The 16,650-nt window shown below is 73.2% G+C and carries 9 protein-coding genes; all 9 read left to right on the top strand.

Features of this window, described 5'->3' with window-relative positions; translation table 11 throughout:
• Positions 1-29 precede the first annotated feature (29 nt).
• The 9 genes from ABZ911_RS27790 (at position 30) to ABZ911_RS27750 (ending at position 16,642) form a co-directional block, all read left to right on the top strand.
• Complete coding sequence (locus ABZ911_RS27790) at positions 30-680, top strand: phenylalanine--tRNA ligase beta subunit-related protein (protein WP_358061954.1); 651 nt, start codon at positions 30-32, stop codon at positions 678-680.
• A gap of 203 nt (positions 681-883) precedes the next feature.
• Positions 884-4,531 (top strand): multifunctional oxoglutarate decarboxylase/oxoglutarate dehydrogenase thiamine pyrophosphate-binding subunit/dihydrolipoyllysine-residue succinyltransferase subunit, encoded by a 3,648-nt coding sequence (locus ABZ911_RS27785; RefSeq protein WP_358061951.1) that lies wholly within the window; start codon positions 884-886, stop codon positions 4,529-4,531.
• Between the two features lie 197 nt (positions 4,532-4,728).
• The gene (locus ABZ911_RS27780; RefSeq protein WP_358061948.1) at positions 4,729-4,884 is read left to right on the top strand and encodes a hypothetical protein; all 156 of its coding nucleotides are present in this window, start codon (positions 4,729-4,731) and stop codon (positions 4,882-4,884) included.
• Positions 4,885-4,901: 17 nt separating this feature from the next.
• Complete coding sequence (locus ABZ911_RS27775) at positions 4,902-5,078, top strand: DUF6104 family protein (RefSeq protein WP_358062190.1); 177 nt, start codon at positions 4,902-4,904, stop codon at positions 5,076-5,078.
• Between the two features lie 52 nt (positions 5,079-5,130).
• Positions 5,131-5,979 carry a DUF4132 domain-containing protein gene (locus ABZ911_RS27770; RefSeq protein ID WP_358061945.1) on the top strand — a complete coding sequence of 283 codons (849 nt, stop codon included), beginning with the start codon at positions 5,131-5,133 and terminating at the stop codon, positions 5,977-5,979.
• Entirely contained in the window at positions 5,969-10,516 is a 4,548-nt protein-coding gene (locus tag ABZ911_RS27765; protein ID WP_358061942.1) for a hypothetical protein, read from the top strand. The genes ABZ911_RS27770 and ABZ911_RS27765 overlap by 11 nt, the downstream gene beginning before the upstream one ends.
• Entirely contained in the window at positions 10,513-11,592 is a 1,080-nt protein-coding gene (locus ABZ911_RS27760) for an AAA family ATPase (RefSeq protein WP_358061940.1), read from the top strand. Before ABZ911_RS27765 ends, ABZ911_RS27760 begins: the two co-directional genes overlap by 4 nt.
• On the top strand, positions 11,589-14,963 hold the full coding sequence (locus tag ABZ911_RS27755; protein ID WP_358061937.1) for a DUF5682 family protein: 3,375 nt from the start codon (positions 11,589-11,591) through the stop codon (positions 14,961-14,963). The genes ABZ911_RS27760 and ABZ911_RS27755 overlap by 4 nt, the downstream gene beginning before the upstream one ends.
• Positions 14,960-16,642, top strand: coding sequence for a hypothetical protein (locus tag ABZ911_RS27750; RefSeq protein WP_358061934.1), 1,683 nt, complete (start codon positions 14,960-14,962; stop codon positions 16,640-16,642). The genes ABZ911_RS27755 and ABZ911_RS27750 overlap by 4 nt, the downstream gene beginning before the upstream one ends.
• Positions 16,643-16,650 lie beyond the last annotated feature (8 nt).

Below are 16,650 nucleotides of genomic sequence, written 5' to 3'. Positions count from 1 at the left end.
GCGGCTGTGCGGTGGCTAAGCTGCCAGGCATGCTCGACGACATCTACGTGGATCCCGCCGTCGCGGAGCTCAGGCCCGACTTCGCGGTGCTGGCCATGACCGCGCACGGACTGCGCAACGGCCCGACCGACGAGCGTTCGCGCGCCTGGCTCGAAGGGGCCTCGGCGCGGGCCGTACCGAATGACCATGAGCGGCTGGAGGCGTGGCGGGAGGCGTACCGCGCGTTCGGGGCGAAGCCGTCGCGGACCCGGCCGTCGGTCGACGCGCTGGCCCGCAGACTGCCGCTGCCCGAGATCAACCAGGTGGTCGACGCCTACAACTCGGTCAGCGTCCGGCATGTGCTGCCCATCGGCGGCGAGGACCTCGACCACTACACGGGGGCCGCCAGGCTGGTCAGGGCCGCAGGCGACGAGCCGTCGGAGGAGGCGCTCGGCACGCCCGAGGCCGGAGAGGTCGTCTGGCGCGACGACCTCGGGGTCACCTGCCGCCGGTGGAACTGGCGCCAGGTGGTCCGCACCCGGATCACCGAGGAGACGGTCAACGCGCTCTTCCTGCTGGAGCGCCTGGAGCCGATGTCGACGGAGGAGCTGAAGGCCGCCGGCGAGGAGCTGGCCGACCTGCTCACCGAGCTCGCGCCGGGCGTCCGGATCGCCTCCAGGATCATTGGCAGCGGGAAGTAAAACCCGCGCCACCACGTTGATACCAAACAGTAACAATGACTGCACCGCCAAGATTGACGAGGGGGGCGTGACCGCGTTGGCCTGTCCTGAGAGGATCAGTGCTGGCGGCCTCGCCTCAAAGGCGCATGCTGTCGTCCAGGCGAGTAGCCTTGGACAGGTTCTCTATCATCAACGCCGATCTGCGGAAGAGGGCGATTTCCGCCGTGTCGTCTGAGTCGTCGCGGACAAACCCGCTGGCAAGCTTCGGTCAGAACGAATGGCTTGTCGACGAGCTGTATCAGAAGTACCTCCAGGACCCGGAGTCTGTTGACAAGGCCTGGTGGAACTTCTTCGCTGACTACAACCCTGACAACGGCCCGGGGCGCGCCCCGGCCAGGGAGGCGGCCAACGGCACTGCTACCGCGCCCGCCCCCCCTCCACCCAAGGCTGCGGTGACCCCGAAGCCTGTCGAAAAGCCGAAGCAGCCTGCGACTCCGGTGCCCGCGGGCGCCGAGGAGATCAGGCTGCGCGGCGCCGCCGCCCGCACCGTCGCGAACATGGACGCCTCTCTGTCGGTCCCCACCGCGACCAGCGTCCGGGCCATCCCGGCCAAGCTGCTCATCGACAACCGCATCGTGATCAACAATCACCTCGCGCGCGGTCGTGGCGGCAAGGTCTCCTTCACGCACCTGATCGGCTACGCCGTCATCAAGGCGCTGCGGGGCATGCCGGAGATGAACTACTCCTACACCGAGGTCGACGGTAAGCCGACCCTGGTCAAGCCCGAGCACGTGGGCCTCGGCCTGGCGATCGACGTGCAGAAGAGCAACGGCGAGCGCCAGCTCCTCGTGCCCTCCATCAAGGGCGCCGAGGACATGGACTTCCGCCAGTTCTGGATGGGCTACGAGGAGGTCGTCCGCAAGGCCCGCTCCGGCAAGCTCGGCGTCGACGACTTCGCGGGCACCTCGATCTCGCTGACCAACCCCGGCACCATCGGCACGGTCCACTCGGTCCCGCGCCTGATGCCCGGACAGGGCACGATCATCGGCGTCGGCGCGATGGAATACCCGGCGGAGTACCAGGGCGCCTCGCCCGACACGCTCTCCCGGCTCGCCGTCTCCAAGGTGATGACCCTCACCAGCACCTACGACCACCGGATCATCCAGGGCGCCCAGTCGGGCGACTTCCTGCGCCAGATCCACCGGTTGCTGCTCGGTGAGAACGGCTTCTACGACGAGATCTTCGAGTCGCTGCGGATCCCGTACGAGCCGGTCCGCTGGATGCAGGACGTGTCGGCCTCGCACGACGACGACGTGGCCAAGTCCGCGCGCGTCATCGAGCTGATCCACGCCTACCGCGTCCGCGGCCACCTGATGGCCGAGACCGACCCGCTGGAGTACAAGCAGCGCAAGCACCCCGACCTCGACATCCAGTCACACGGGCTGACCCTGTGGGACCTGGAGCGCGAGTTCGCCACCGGTGGTTTCGGCGGGCGTCCGCTGATGAAGCTGCGCGAGATCCTGGGCGTGCTGCGCGACTCGTACTGCCGCACCGTTGGCATCGAGTACATGCACATCCAGAACCCCGAGGAGCGGGCCTGGATCCAGGCGCGCATCGAGAAGGCGCACGCCAAGCCGGACCGCGAGGAGCAGCTGCACATCCTCGCCCGGCTGAACACCGCCGAGGCCTTCGAGACGTTCCTGCAGACGAAGTTCGTCGGCCAGAAGCGCTTCTCGCTGGAGGGCGGCGAGTCGCTGATCCCGCTGCTCGACTCGGTGATCGGCGCGGCGGCGGACGAGCACCTCGACGAGGTCGTCATCGGCATGGCGCACCGCGGCAGGCTCAACGTGCTGGCCAACATCGTCGGCAAGTCCTACGGGCAGATCTTCGGCGAGTTCGAGGGCAACCTCGACCCGCGCACCGCCCACGGCTCCGGCGACGTGAAGTACCACCTCGGCGCCGCGGGCGAGTTCACCGCCCACGGCGGCAAGACGATCATCTCGTCGGTGGTGGCCAACCCGTCCCACCTGGAGGCGGTCGACCCGGTCCTGGAGGGCGTCGTGCGCGCCAAGCAGGACCTGCTGGAGCGCGGCGAGGAGGGCTTCTCGGTCCTTCCCGTCCTCGTCCACGGCGACGCGGCCTTCGCCGGCCAGGGCGTGGTGGCCGAGACGCTCAACCTGTCGCAGCTGCGCGGCTACCGCACCGGCGGCACCGTCCACATCGTGGTCAACAACCAGGTCGGCTTCACCACCTCGCCCGCGTCCTCGCGCAGCTCCGTCTACGCGACCGACGTGGCGCGGATGATCCAGGCGCCGATCTTCCACGTCAACGGCGACGACCCCGAGGCCGTCGTCCGCGTCGGCAAGCTGGCCTTCGAGTACCGGCAGGCGTTCCGCAAGGACGTCGTCATCGACATGGTCTGCTACCGCCGCCGCGGTCACAACGAGGGCGACAACCCCGCCTTCACCCAGCCGCTGATGTACGACCTGATCGACGCCAAGCGCTCCACCCGCAAGCTCTACACCGAGGCGCTGATCGGGCGCGGCGACATCACGGTCGAAGAGGCCGAGCAGGCGCTGCGCGACTACCAGGCCAAGCTGGAGCAGGCGTTCACCGAGACCCGCGAGGCGAGCAAGAAGCCGCTGGAGCCGGGTGCGATGGTGGTGCCGGCGCGCGAGGAGGTCGTCAAGTGGTCGCACGACGACACGCCGACCGCGATCACCGACGAGACGCTCAAGCGCGTCGTCGACACCCAGCTCAACCTGCCCGAGGGCTTCACCATCCACCCGCGTCTGGCGCCGGTCATCCAGCGCCGCGGTCAGATGGTCGAGCAGGACCAGATCGACTGGAGCATGGGTGAGACGCTGGCCTTCGGCTCGCTGCTCATCGACGGCCACCCGGTCCGGCTGGTCGGCCAGGACTCCCGCCGAGGCACGTTCACCCAGCGCCACGCGGTGCTGGTGGACCGGGTCACCGGCGAGGAGCACACCCCGCTCAAGGCGTTCAACGACGGCACCACGAAGCTCTACATCTACGACTCGCTGCTGAGCGAGTTCGCGGCCCTGGGCTTCGAGTACGGCTACAGCGTCGAGCGTCCCGACGCCCTGGTGGCGTGGGAGGCCCAGTTCGGCGACTTCGTCAACGGCGCCCAGACGATCATCGACGAGTTCATCTCGTCCGGTGAGCAGAAGTGGGGCCAGAAGTCGGGTGTCGTGCTGCTGCTGCCGCACGGCTACGAGGGCCAGGGGCCTGACCACTCCTCGGCCCGCATCGAGCGGTTCCTGCAGGTCTGCGCGCTCGACAACATGACGGTCGCGCAGCCGTCCACCCCGGCCAACTACTTCCACCTGCTGCGCTGGCAGGTCGAGTCGGGCCGGCACAAGCCGATGGTCGTCTTCACGCCGAAGTCGCTGCTGCGCAACAAGCAGGCCACCTCCAAGGCGGCCGACTTCACCTCCGGCACCTTCCAGCCGGTCATCGGCGACTCCGTCGTCGACCCGGCCAAGGTGACCAAGGTCGTGCTGTGCTCCGGCAAGATCTACTACGACCTGGTCAACGGTCGGGAGAAGGCCGGTCGTACGGAGGACGTCGCGATCGTCCGCCTTGAGCGGCTCTTCCCGTTCCCTGTCGACGAGCTCTCCGCCGAGCTGTCGCGCTACGGCTCCGATGTGAGCCTGGTGTGGGCGCAGGACGAGCCGGTCAACATGGGCCCGTGGCCGTTCCTCACGCTGAAGAACGCCGAGAACCCGAACCTGTTCGGCGGTCGTGGCATCAGCCGGGTCTCCCGCACGCCCAACAGCTCTCCGGCGACCGGCTCACACGCGGCCCACGAGAACGAGCTCCACCAGATCCTCACGGAACTGTTCGGCTAACCGCTCCACCCAGGAACCCCCGCGAGCCTCACGGCCGCGGGGGTTCTCGCTTTCCAGCGGCAAACGAGCTGCTAATTGGGCTCTGGTTAGCAGCTAATTAGCTGTTAACGGCGCCAGAATTAGCAGCTCGTGACGAAGCCTGCAGCAGATGATCATCGAGCTGCACACACACCTCCATCGCAAGGACCCGGCTCACCGTGACCTCGCACGCGGCCAGTCACAATGTGGTGGCGCAGACCGCGCGTACCGACCTGCGCGAGCTTGAGGACAGGGGGCTGCTCGCTAGAGTTAGGCAAGGTCGAGGGTTTGCCTGGGCCGCCGTCGAGGGTCTCGACGATCTACTGCGCGAGTGACAAGGACACACCCCAAGATGTATTTCACCGATCGGGGGATCGAGGAGCTGGTCGAGCGCCGGGGCGAGGAGGAGGTCAGCATCCTCTGGCTCGGGGAGCGGCTGCGTGAGTTCGTCGATCTGAACCCGGAGTTCGAGACGCCGGTCGAGCGGCTCGCCACCTGGCTGGCCCGCCACGACGAGGACGACGACTAGCCCATATAGGGCGAAACGGGAAATGTCCTGATCGTCTGTCATGATGCTGGCCATGTCTGACGACCTGGTGTGGGTAGCGGCCACGGCCACTCATGAGATCGCCCTCGACGGGACCACACTGATCTGCCGGAACTCCGCGGGGCGGCGGCTGAAATCGGTGCCGAAGCCGGCCCGGGAGAGCAGGGCCGCCGAGGATCTGCTCGCCCTGCGCGACTACCTCGCCCGGCACGAGGCCGAGTGCGCCGCCACCGTGGAGTCGTGGATGCTGGGCGCGCTGCCGGTGCCGAGCGCGGTCATCGCCGAGGTGTGGCCCGACCCGTCGTGGCGGGCCAAGCTGGTGGACCTGGTGCTCGTGCCGTACCCCTCGGGAGAGCCGGGGTTGCTTCGGCAGGTGGGTGACGGGGGGCGGATCGGGGTCGTCAATCTTGACGCCGAGACCGAGTGGCTGGAGCCGGGGCCGGTGCTGATCCCGCATCCGGTGCTGTTGGAGGACCTGGACGAGCTGCGGGAGTTCGCCGCGGAGCTGGGGGCCGTCCAGCAGGTGCCGCAGTTGTCGCGCGAGGTGCGGCACCGGCAGGGGCGTACGGGTGGCAGGGTGGGCGACTACGCCGACGGGCGGTTCGCCGAGTTGCGGCACGCGGTCGCGCGGGCGGCCAGGTACGGGTTCCAGGTGCGCGGCGGGTACGCGATCTGCCGGGTCATCGACGACGGGCGGCCGGTGCAGGCGCGGTACTGGCTGGGCGCCGACTCCCCGGACTACGAGGCGCTGACCGGCGAGCTGATCTGGGTGGACGCCGACGAACGGCCGCTCGACCTGGCCCAGGTCGGGCCTGTCGCCTGGTCCGAAGGCATCCGCATGGCTGAGCTGATCTTCGCTGGCAGGAGCACCGATGACGAATGACGCGACCCTCCTCGACGCGGGCCTGGCCCCGGTCGGCACCCCGGACGGGGAGGCGATCTCCGCGCGCCGCTACCGCCATCCGCACCTGGGCGAGCGGCCCGTGGTCCGGCTGGTCGGCGAGGCACTCGCCCCCGGCGAGGACCGCGCGCTGGCCTTCCTCGGCTTCACCGCGCCCGAGACCGGCGAGCCGCTGACCGCCGGACGCCGCCGCGGCCTCGGCTACCCGGCCTGGGCGCTGGTGCACGATCCGCAGCGGGCCAAGACGGCGCTGTCGGCCGTGACGGGGATGGAGAAGGCCGCCAGGCTGGCCCGTACCAGGCCGGGCGCGGCGGTCGAGCTGTACGACGCGGTGGCGGCGAAGCTGCCGCACGCTCACCTGCCGTCGTTCTGGGAGCAGGCGGGCCGCGCGTTCATCGCGGGCGGCCAGGCCAAGCAGGCCGCGGTCATGTTCGGCCGGGCCCGGGAGGCCGAGCGCACGTACGCGCTGCCGGTCGACGAGGAGACCAGGCGGGCGGTCTTCCTGGAGTACGCCTTCGCCGGCGCGCTCCCGGTCAAGGCCATCGCCTCCTACGTCGCCGAACTGGCCCTGCGGTACGAGCCGCGACCGGCCTACGAGGAGCTGTACGAGCTGGCGGTCCGGCGCACCCTCGGCGGGCTGCCGCCGTGGAGCGACCTGCCCAAGCAACTGCGCAAGCTGGCCAAGGCGGCGGGGCTCGACGTGGACGCCGAGGACCGCAGGCTGGTCGAGACCCTGCTCGCGGTGCCCTCGGTGCGGTCGGTGACCGCCGGATTCTGGAAGTCCTACCGCGCCGCCCTCGTCGAGGCCGCCAAGCGGTCTCCCGAGCTGCGGGACGCGCTGCTCAACCTATTCCCCACCGCCGACGACCTCGACGGCTGGTGGCTCGACCTGCTCGGCGACGCCGGGGCGCTGGACGACGTCACCTCCGCCTGGCTGACCAGGCAGGCCGCCCACCTCAAGCGCGGCTGGCGCGGCGACAGCACGCCCGACCAGCTCCTGGACCTGGTCAAGGAATCCGCGGCGAAGCTGCGCGAACCGGTCTGCCTCGAAGGCGGCGGCCGGAGCTGGCGCGGCAACGTGCTGGACGCCGACCTGCTGGACGCCTGCCTCGCCGCGGGCGTCCCCGTCGCCGATCCGAGCGACCAGGCCGTCCTGCGCCTGGGCTCGTGGCTGCGCAAGCGCCGGAGCGACCTGTCCGCCATCGCCGCCGACCCCCGCTACGCGCGGGTGCTGCGCCGCGCGGTCGGCGACTTCGCGCGGGGCGACCACCTGGAGGAGCTCACCGACCTGCCCGTGCTGCGCCCGCTGGCGCGCGACTGGCTGATCGAAACGGCCCGCGCCGCGCTCTCCGGCGGTCTGGCCGACACCGGTGCCGCTCTCGGCCGGTTGGAGAGCGGCCTCGGCGGCGGCGCCCTGACCACGCTGGACGGTGTGCGCGAGGCGATCGAGGCCATCGACCCAGCCGTGTCGCTGCGCCGTACCCTGCGGGCCGGGATCATGGACGAGCTCGGGTGGGACGTGCTGGACGAGGCCGTCGCCGAGCTGGGCGAGACGGCCGAGGTCGAGGCGAGCTGGCCGGTGCTCACGGTGTTCACCAAGGCGAAGGCGATCGCGGTCGGGCCCGGCGGCCGGGTGGCCGAGCACGACCTGCGCGTCCCCGCCGCCGCGGACAACGTCACGGTCCTCTACTCGGGGGGCGCGTTCCGGGTCATCTGGAGCGAAAGCTACGGCGACGCGCGCATGTACTGGTCCTCCACCCCCACCGAGGTCATCGAGCTGACCAACTGGTACCACTGGCACACCCTCTCCGGCGGTGCGGGCTACGACTTCCTCACCCCCGACGGCGACCGGATCTCCGGCCGGAAGGCCCTGCACCCGGGCGGCCACCGCTCCGACCACGGCGAGACCGGGCGGCTGTTCTGGGACGGCGGGACGTTCTGGATCCAGCCCGAACGGTGGAAGAACGAGCTGCGCGAGCTCGACCCCGCCACCGGCCAGCTCGGGCGGACGTCGCTGCCCGCCTTCCTGGAGGACGCGCCGCTCCCCGACGGCCACCGCTGGGTGCTCGACTCCTGCTCGCTCGCCCCCCTGCCCGAAGGGGTACGGCACACGCCGCTCGGCACCGACGGCGACCGGATCGGCTTCCGGGTGAGCCTCGGCGACGGCGACACCTACCGGATCGAGGGCGTGGACGGCAGCGCCGCACAGGTGGCCGGGACGCGTCCGTCGGCCCTGCTGCACCTGCCCGGCACCGCTGATCCGCTGGTCGTGGCGGGCGAGCGGACCGCGAGCGTGCACGGCGAGGACGGCTCCCAGCACTGGTCGGTGCTGACGAGCCAGATCCACCGGAAGCCGGAGGGCCTGAAGGGCTGGGCGCTCGGCACCCCGCTCGTGCCGCCCCTGGCGTACTGGCACTTCCTCGGCCCGCGTGACCCCGGCGGCTCGACGGCGCTGCGCGCGATCTCCGAGGAGGGGGTGCGCGCGCTGCTCCAGGACGCGGAAGCCGGGCTGCCGGAGGTGACCCATCCCCGGCTGCGGCGCGGGCTGGCCGGGGTCGTCTGCGAGGCCGCCGACCTGGTCCGCAGGCGCGACGAGCTGCTGGCGCGGGCGCGGGCGGTGTCCGGCGGCAACCTCGACGAGGACGCGCTCGACGACGCGCTGACCGGCCTGGTGGAGTACGACGGCTGGTCCAGCGACAGCGCCCCCGGTCGGCAGAGCGAGATCGCCGCCCGCTTCCTGTCCGGCGAGCTGGACGCCGAGGCCACGCTGGCGAGCATGCCGGAGGCGTCGCTCGACTGGACCAGGGTGCTCGGCAGGCTGGGCGCGGTGGCCTACCGCGCCACCTGCGCCGCGATCGCCGAGGAGCACCGCCTGGCCCTGCTCGACCTGCTGGAGACCTGGACGGACTCCCGGCTGGCCGAGCCGGGCCTGCGCCGCGGCCTCGTCGTCCTGCCCGCGCCCGCGGCCCGCCGCGACGAGGCGGGCGCCTTCATCGCCCTCGACCTCGTCACGGACCGGGTCGGCCCGTGGCAGCCCGGCAAACGCGTCTTCGTCGAGTACGGCACCGCGCCCCGCACCGGCGAGATCACCGACGTCACCGAGATCCCCACCGGCTGGGCCACCCCCGACCGGCTGCGCGCCCTGGTGGCCACCGCCCGCGAGCGCGGCCCCCTGGCCTGGGACGCCGAGGCGGTCGCGCTGCTCTCCCGGGAGACCGGACTGAGCGGGCCCGCCGCCGCGCTGCTGCTGGGCGGCCTGGCCGGGCTGCAGAGCTGGCAGCGCAGCCTGTTCAGCAGCGAGTCTCGCAAGCTGCTCGGACTCAAGGTGAAGGAAGCCGACAGTGGCTTCGCCGAACTGGGCGAACTCACCCCCGCCCAGGTCCGCGACCTGCTCGACGCGGTCATGCCCGAGGACCCCGCCCAGGACTGGGACCTGCGGTCCTGGGCGGCGAGGCTGGCCGCCGAGTGGACCGCCCGCTTCGGCCGCCGCGTCAGCGTGCCGGAGGAGGCCGTCCGCGCGGTCGCCACCCTGTCGCCGCGCACGCCCGCCGCCGTCCTGCTGGCCGCCCTCGTCGCGCCCGCGGACTCGCCCGCGCTCACCAGGGACGTCGAGACCTGGCTCGCGGGCGGCGAGTACGACGTGCGGCTGGCGCGTCCCGAGGGCGCGCCCGTCCTCGACCAGTTGGTGGTCGACCTGGCGCTGGCCATCCCGTGGGCGTACTCGTGCCTGCCGGGCGGGGATCCGGTGCGGGCGGGCATCGGCGCGGCCCTCGGCCTGGTGCGGCAGCGGCTCGCCTGGGACGGGCTGCTGCTCGACGGCGGGGCCGTGCAGGTCTACGAGGACGAGGAGCTGCGCGCCATGTTCGGTGCGGAGCCGTACCGGGGCAGGAGTGAGTTGACGCGGGGGGCGGCGGTGGACGACGGGCTGAACGTCGTCTGCGGCTCGCAGGTGTTCTTCCGGCCGGCGCTGCTGGGCGGCGACGCCCGCTCGGCCGTGGTCCGGGCGATCAGGCCGTGGGACGGCGGCGTGGGCGTGGCCGAGGCCGCCGCCCGGCTGCGCTCGCCCGGGTACGCGGCCATGGCGGCTGCGGCGGACTCGCTGCCGGAAGGCGCGTGGGAGGCGAATCCGCTGGTCAGCGCCCCCTCGCTGGTGGCCGACGTGGGGCTTGGCGAGGACGCCTCGGTGCTGTACCTCCAGTTGCTCACGCTGCTCGAACCCACCGACCGCAATGTCAGGATGTGGAACGGCTGGACCCCGGCCAGGCACAAGAAGGCGGTCGCCGTACTCGTGGAGAAGGGGCTGGTGCTGGCGGCCAAGCGGGAGCGGGCCGGGCGCGGGGTGTTCCTGCCCGGCGACTGGACCCGGGCCAAGGCGCCCAACCTGCCGGTGGAGACGTGGAAGGCGCCGATGTACGAGCTGGACGACGCGCCGCTCCGGCGGTTCCTGCCGTTGCGGCCACTGCCCGAGCTGTTCGCCGAGGCGTGGCGTCGGGTGCAGGACGGGGAGGGGCCGCGATGAGCGCGCAGGTCCAGCCCGCCGAGGTCCGCTACGCCGAGGAACTGGCGTTCCTGGCCGCCGCCGACCCCGGGCCGCGCCCGCCCGGCTGGCTGCTGACGCCGTCGGCGGTGGTGTCGTTCGTGATGGGGTCGGGGCGCGCGGTCAGCGCCAAGTTCGTGGGGCAGCGGGCGCTGGTCGAGCGGGCGGTCGTCACGCTCGCCGGGCAGCGGGCGCTGCTGCTCGTCGGCGAGCCCGGCACCGCCAAGTCGATGCTGTCGGAGCTGCTCGCGGCGGCGATCAGCGGGGACAGCGGGCGCACCGTCCAGGGCACCGCCGGGACCACCGAGGAGCACCTGCGCTACGGCTGGAACTACCAGCTCCTGCTGGCCAAGGGCCCGACCTCGGACGCGCTCACCCCGTCCCCGATCCTCGCCGCCATGCGCGCCGGGGCCGTCGCCCGGGTCGAGGAGATCACCCGCTGCCTGCCGGAGGTGCAGGACGCGCTCGTGTCCGTGCTGTCGGACCGGCGACTGGCCGTGCCCGAGCTGGGCTCCACCGAGTACGCCGACGAGGGCTTCAACGTCATCGCCACCGCCAACCTGCGCGACCGGGGCGTCTCGGAGATGAGCGCCGCGCTGAAGCGCCGGTTCAACTTCGAGGTGGTGCCGCCCATCGGCTCGCTCGCCGCCGAGGTCGCGCTGGTGCGCAGGGAGGCCGGTACGGCGCTGGCCCGCCACGGCGGCGAGCTCGGCGTGGACGACGCCGTGCTGGAGGCGCTCGTCACCACGTTCCGCGACCTGCGGGAGGGGCGGGCCGTGGAGGGCTGGCCGGTCGAGCGGCCCGCCGCCGTGATGAGCACGGCGGAGGCGGTCGCCGTGGCCGGGTCGCTCGGGCTGCAGTCGGCGTACCTGCGGGTGACGGATCCGCTGTCGCTGCTGCCCGGGTACCTGCTGGGCGTCGTGCGCAAGGACGATCCCGACGATCAGGGGAAGCTGCTGGCGTACTGGGATTCGACGGTGCGCAGGCGGGCGGAGGCGGGGGCTCGGATGTGGCGGCGGTTGTACGAGCTGCGGGACGTGATCGGCGAGGAGGCATGACCCTCGATCCGGTGGCGGCGGTGGAGGAGTTGGTCGCGTGCCGCTCGCCGTACCTGGTGGGGGTTCGTCACCATTCGCCGGTGCTGGCCGCCGCGATGCCCGCGCTGCTGGAGGCGGCGGCGCCGGACGCGGTGCTCGTCGAGCTGCCGGGGGAGCTGGAGCCGTGGCTGGAGTGGCTGGGGTCGCCCGGCACCACGGCCCCGGTCGCGCTCGCGGTGGCGTCTCCTTCGGGGGAGCGGCTGGGGTTCTACCCGTTCGCCGACTTCTCGCCCGAACTGGCGGCGATCCGGTGGGCGCGGGCGCGGGGCGTTCCCGTGCACGCCATCGACCTGACCGTGCACGCCGACGACGCCCAAGGACCGGGCGTCGTCGTCCCGGCGCTGCTGCGCCACCTCGGCGTCGACGACCCGGAGGAGCTCTGGGACCGCCTGGTCGAGGCCCCTTCGTACGGCGCGGCCCCGGAACGGATCCGCCGGGCCGCTCTCGCCGTCGGCTGGGCCATGCGCCAGGACGCCGCACCGGTCGGCGAGCGGGATCTGGCCCGCGAGTCCTGGATGCGCCGCCGCATCGCCGAGATCGGCGCCGCCCGCCCGGCCGCGATCGTCGGCGCCTTCCACGCCCCTGCGCTTCTCCAGGCGGATGCCGGGTTCGAGAGGGAACAGCGCGACCTGCCGGAGACGGTGACCGCGCTGGTGCCGTATGCGTTCGCCCTGCTGGACTCCCGGTCCGGCTATCCGGCGGGGATTCGCGATCCCGGCTGGCAGCAGGCCGTGTTCGAGGCGGGAGGGGACCCGGAGGCGGTCGGCGCGGCAGCCGCCGAGATGATCGCGCGGGTCTGCGCGACGCTCCGCGCGGACGGGCATGTCGCCGGAGTGCCCGACGGCTCGGCCGCGTACCGCCTCGCCCGCGACCTCGCCGCCCTGCGCGGCCTGCCCGCCCCCGGGCGGCGTGAACTCATCGACGGGCTGGAGAGCGCCCTGTCCCAGGGCGAACCGCTCGGCCGGGCCCGTGCCGTGGCCCGCGCCGCCGAGCGCGTCCTCGTCGGCGACCGCCACGGCACCGTCGCCCCCGAGGCTCCCCGCGCGGGTCTCCGCACCCACGTCGAGGCCCTGCTGACCGAACTCCGCCTCCCCGGCCCCAACACCCCGGCCACCGACCTGCGCCTGGACCCGCTCCGCTCCCCCCTGGACCGCCGCCGCCACATCACCCTGTCCAGAATGGCCGCCGCCGGAATCGCCTACGCCGAGGAACACCCCCTCGAGGGCGTCGCGGGCGCCGACGCCCTCGGCCGCGCGTGGACGGTGGAATGGCGCCCCCTCACCTCCGCGACCCTGGAAATCGCCGCCCTGTACGGCCCAAGCCTCCCCCAGGCCGCCACCGGCCGCCTCCGCCTGAGCCTCACCGACCCCCGCCCGGACTCACCACCCCGGCCCCTTCCCGCCACCCTCGAACGCGCCGCCGAATGCGCCCTCCCCGAACTCGCCGAAGACCTCCTCCACCGGCTCACCACGGAGTTCCCCCAGGCCGCCTCCCTGACCGAGCTGGTCACCGCCCACCACCTCGTGGCCAGGATCGGCACAGGCGCGGTCCCCGGCCTCCCCGACGGCCTGCCAGGCTGCCCGGAAGCCTCCGCCCACCTGCTCACCGCCGCCGTGGCCGCCCTCGAAGGCCTGTCCGGCGCCACCCACCGAGCCGACGCCGCCTCCCTGGGCGAACTCGTCCGGCTCATCCTCGACTCCGGCGGTGCGAACCAGGTGGGAGCGGGCAGGCTGGTGTGGGCGTTGCGGCGGATGGCCGCCGCCGGGGCGCCGATGGCCCAGGGGGCCGCCGCCGCGGCACTGGTGGTGGCGGGCGCGCACACAGTGCGGGACCTCGGCCTCCGGCTCGCCGGTTGGGCGGACGCCGTCCCGAGCGCGGCCACCCCTGGCGCGGACACGGCGGCGCGCCTCGCCGGAGCGCTGGTGGTCGCCGCACCCCTGCTCGAAGCCTCGGCCGACCTGCTCGCCACCCTGACCGAACGCGTGCACGCCTGGCCGGACGACGGCTTCCTGGCCAGGCTCCCCGCCCTGCGTGAGGCGTTCGACGCCCTCTCCCCCGCCTCCAGGCAAAGACTCCTCGACGCCCTCGAACTCGACGACGACCTCGTCCTGTCGGCCACCGCGGACGACCACGCCCACTGGGCCGTCGCCGACGCGGCAGGCCGTGCCGCCGCCCTCGCCCTCGACCCGCACTCGGTCTCCACCCCACCGGTTCCGGGCGCGGACACCGTGGCGAACCCGCAGGCCGGGGCCATGTTGGGGCCGGATCGGTGGCGGCTCATCCTCGGCAGGGAGCCTGAGCGGCTGGAGCCCGGCAGCCGGGCGGTGGCCAGGGCGCTGGACGATCTGTATGGGCGCGGCAGAGGCGAGGGCAGCCGGGGCGCGGGGGCGAGCGAGCCGTACCCGTCGGCGAGGGAGTGGGTCGAGGAGCTGGAAGAGCTGTTCGGCGGCACGGTCAGGGAGGAGGTGGTGGGGAGGGCCGCCGCCCGGGGGCGGTCTGACGCGCTCGGCGTGCTGGATCCCGAGCGGGTCACCGCCTCGGTCGACCTCCTCCAGCAGGTGCTGGCCCTGGCGGGCGCGCTGCCCGAGGCGAGGCTGGCCCGGCTGCGGCCACTGATCGCCCGCCTGGTCGCCGAGCTGACCCGGCGCCTGGCCACCAGGATGCGCCCCGCCCTGGCCGGGCTCACCACACCGAGGCCGACCGGCCGCCCCGGCGGCCCGCTGGACCTGGGCCGGACGCTCCGCCGCAACCTGCACACCGCCCGGCGCACCCCTGCCGGTGTGGAGGTGATCGCCCAGCGGCCGGTGTTCCGCACCAGGTCGCGCCGCAGCGCCGACTGGCATGTGCACATCTGCGTGGACGTGTCCGGCTCGATGGAGCGCTCGACCGTCTACAGCGCCGTCGTCGCCGCGATCCTGCACGGCGTCCCCGCCCTGAGCGTCCGGTTCATCACCTTCTCCACAGAGGTGGTGGACCTGTCGGCCCGCGTCTCCGACCCCTTGGCCCTCCTGTTGGAGGTGTCGGTCGGCGGCGGCACGGACATCGGCGCGGGCCTGCGGTACGCCAGGGAGCGGCTGACCGTGCCCCGCAGGTCGATCGTCGCGGTCGTGACGGACTTCGACGAGGGCGTCTCGACCGGACGCCTGCTCGCCGAGGTACGCGCCCTGGCCGAGACCGGAGCCCACCTGCTCGGCCTCGCCGCGCTGGACGACTCCGGCAAACCCGTCTACAACCGTGCCGTAGCCGAACGGGTGGCCGCGGCCGGAATGCCGGTCGCCGCCCTCTCCCCCACCGAACTGGCCACCTGGATCGCCGAACGAGTCCGCGCATGACCCGCCCGCCCATCACCCCCGACCTGCTCGCCGCCACCTTGGACGCGGCCCCCGCCCGGGTGCGCAAGCGCCTCGACGCCGCCCCCGCCGTCGCCGAGACCTGGACCTGGGAACGATCCGACGACACCTGGCTCGTCATCGCGGGCGACGAGCGGGTACGGCTCCCGCACACCGAACCCGTGACCACCCTCACCCAGGTGACCTGCACCTGCCTGCTGGCCCCCCGCTGCCTCCACCTCCTGGCCGTCCTCACCGCCCTCCCCCTCGCCGAAGCCGAGCCCAGCCCGGAAAGCGCGCCCCTCCCCCCTCCGGACGAGACGACCGACGCGGTGAGGGCCGAGCAGGTCGAGCTGGACGACGCCCAGCGGGCCGCCGCCGCTCTGGCGTGGGAGGCGGGTGCCGCGCTGCTCGCCACGGGCGCGGCTCACGCCGGTTCGGCCGTCAGGCTGCGGGTGCTGCGGGCCGTGCACGCGTGCCGGGCCGCGGGGCTGCACCGGGTGGCGGCGGCGGCCTCGGCGGTGGCGCAGGCCGTACAGGATCTGGCGGCGGAACGGCCGCACTTCACGCTGGCCGGGTACGCCGACGAGCTGGCCGAGCTGCTGGAGACCGCGTGGCGGCTGGGCGCGGGGCCGGAAGGGGGCAGGCCGGAGGTCACCGCCGCCGAGGTGGGGGTGGGCAGGCGCTCGCACACGGGGCTCGCGCCGACGGTGCTGCACGGGTTGTTCACCGAGGCGGTGGTCACCGGGTCCGGGTACGCGGGCGCCGTCACGTACCTCGCGGACGGGGACGGCAGGCTGCTGACGGTCGGCGACGTCCTGCCGGGCGGGCAGGAGCGGGTGCGGGCGGCGTACCGGGCGGGGGTGCGCTTCGGCGGGCTGTCCCTCTCCCACGAGCAGCTCAGCCGCCGGCGGATCTTCACCCAGCACGCCGCGGCCAGCCCCGACGGCAGGCTGAGCGGCGGCAGGACCACCACCGCCGCCTCCCAGGGCCCGTCGAACTGGAACGCGCCCCCACTGGACGCCCTGTGGACGACCCCACTCGACGCCCAGCTCGACCGCGCCTGGACCTCGGCGGACCGCCTGCTGTTCCTCGACGCCACGGTCGCGGGCCCCGGCCTGCTGCTGGAGACGGAGTACGGCCTGCTCCGCGCGGTCCCCCCGAGCGACCACACCTTCTCCTCCTGCGAGGAGAACCTGCGCAGGCTGGCCACCACCCCGGGCAGGCGCGTCCGGCTGATCGGCAGAATCCTGCCCACGCGGGCAACCGTGGCCGCGCTCGCCGTGGACGGCCTGAACCTCGCCTTCGACGACCTGAACGGCCCCATGACCCCGCCCTTCGCCCCGATCGGCGACGACGCCCCCTCCCCGCTCCGCGAGCTGCGCAGAATCCTGGACCGCCTCGCCCTCGGCGGCCGGACCACCGCGGGCCCCGCCGCCACCGCCACCGTGCGGCGAGCCGCCTCCAGGCTGCGCCGCGACCACCTCCCCACCGCCGCCACCCTCCTGGAGACCCTCGCGGACCGGGCCTCAGAGGTACGGCGCGGCGTCACCGGCCAGGCCGTACCCGCCCCGCCCGATCGCACCGCCCGAGCCTGGCTGGCCGCGATGACCTACGAGCGGCACGCCGCCTTGTCCCTGTCCCGCGCCCGATGGCTCCCCGACAGACGCGATACATCTTGAGTTTTCGC

The sequence above is a fragment of the Nonomuraea sp. NPDC046570 genome (assembly GCF_040645915.1).
In the GTDB taxonomy this organism is placed as follows: domain Bacteria; phylum Actinomycetota; class Actinomycetes; order Streptosporangiales; family Streptosporangiaceae; genus Nonomuraea.
Note: the sequence above shows the minus strand (reverse complement) of the source record. Positions and strands in the feature narration are given on the sequence as shown.

Bases quoted from the DNA above. Each gene is read 5' to 3' on its own strand.
- ABZ911_RS27775 (WP_358062190.1), top strand. From the start codon at position 4,902: ATGTATTTCACCGATCGGGGGATCGAGGAGCTGGTCGAGCGCCGGGGC.
- ABZ911_RS27770 (WP_358061945.1), top strand. From the start codon at position 5,131: ATGTCTGACGACCTGGTGTGGGTAGCGGCCACGGCCACTCATGAGATC.
- ABZ911_RS27750 (WP_358061934.1), top strand. From the start codon at position 14,960: ATGACCCGCCCGCCCATCACCCCCGACCTGCTCGCCGCCACCTTGGAC.
- ABZ911_RS27755 (WP_358061937.1), top strand. From the start codon at position 11,589: ATGACCCTCGATCCGGTGGCGGCGGTGGAGGAGTTGGTCGCGTGCCGC.
- ABZ911_RS27760 (WP_358061940.1), top strand. From the start codon at position 10,513: ATGAGCGCGCAGGTCCAGCCCGCCGAGGTCCGCTACGCCGAGGAACTG.
- ABZ911_RS27765 (WP_358061942.1), top strand. From the start codon at position 5,969: ATGACGAATGACGCGACCCTCCTCGACGCGGGCCTGGCCCCGGTCGGC.
- ABZ911_RS27790 (WP_358061954.1), top strand. From the start codon at position 30: ATGCTCGACGACATCTACGTGGATCCCGCCGTCGCGGAGCTCAGGCCC.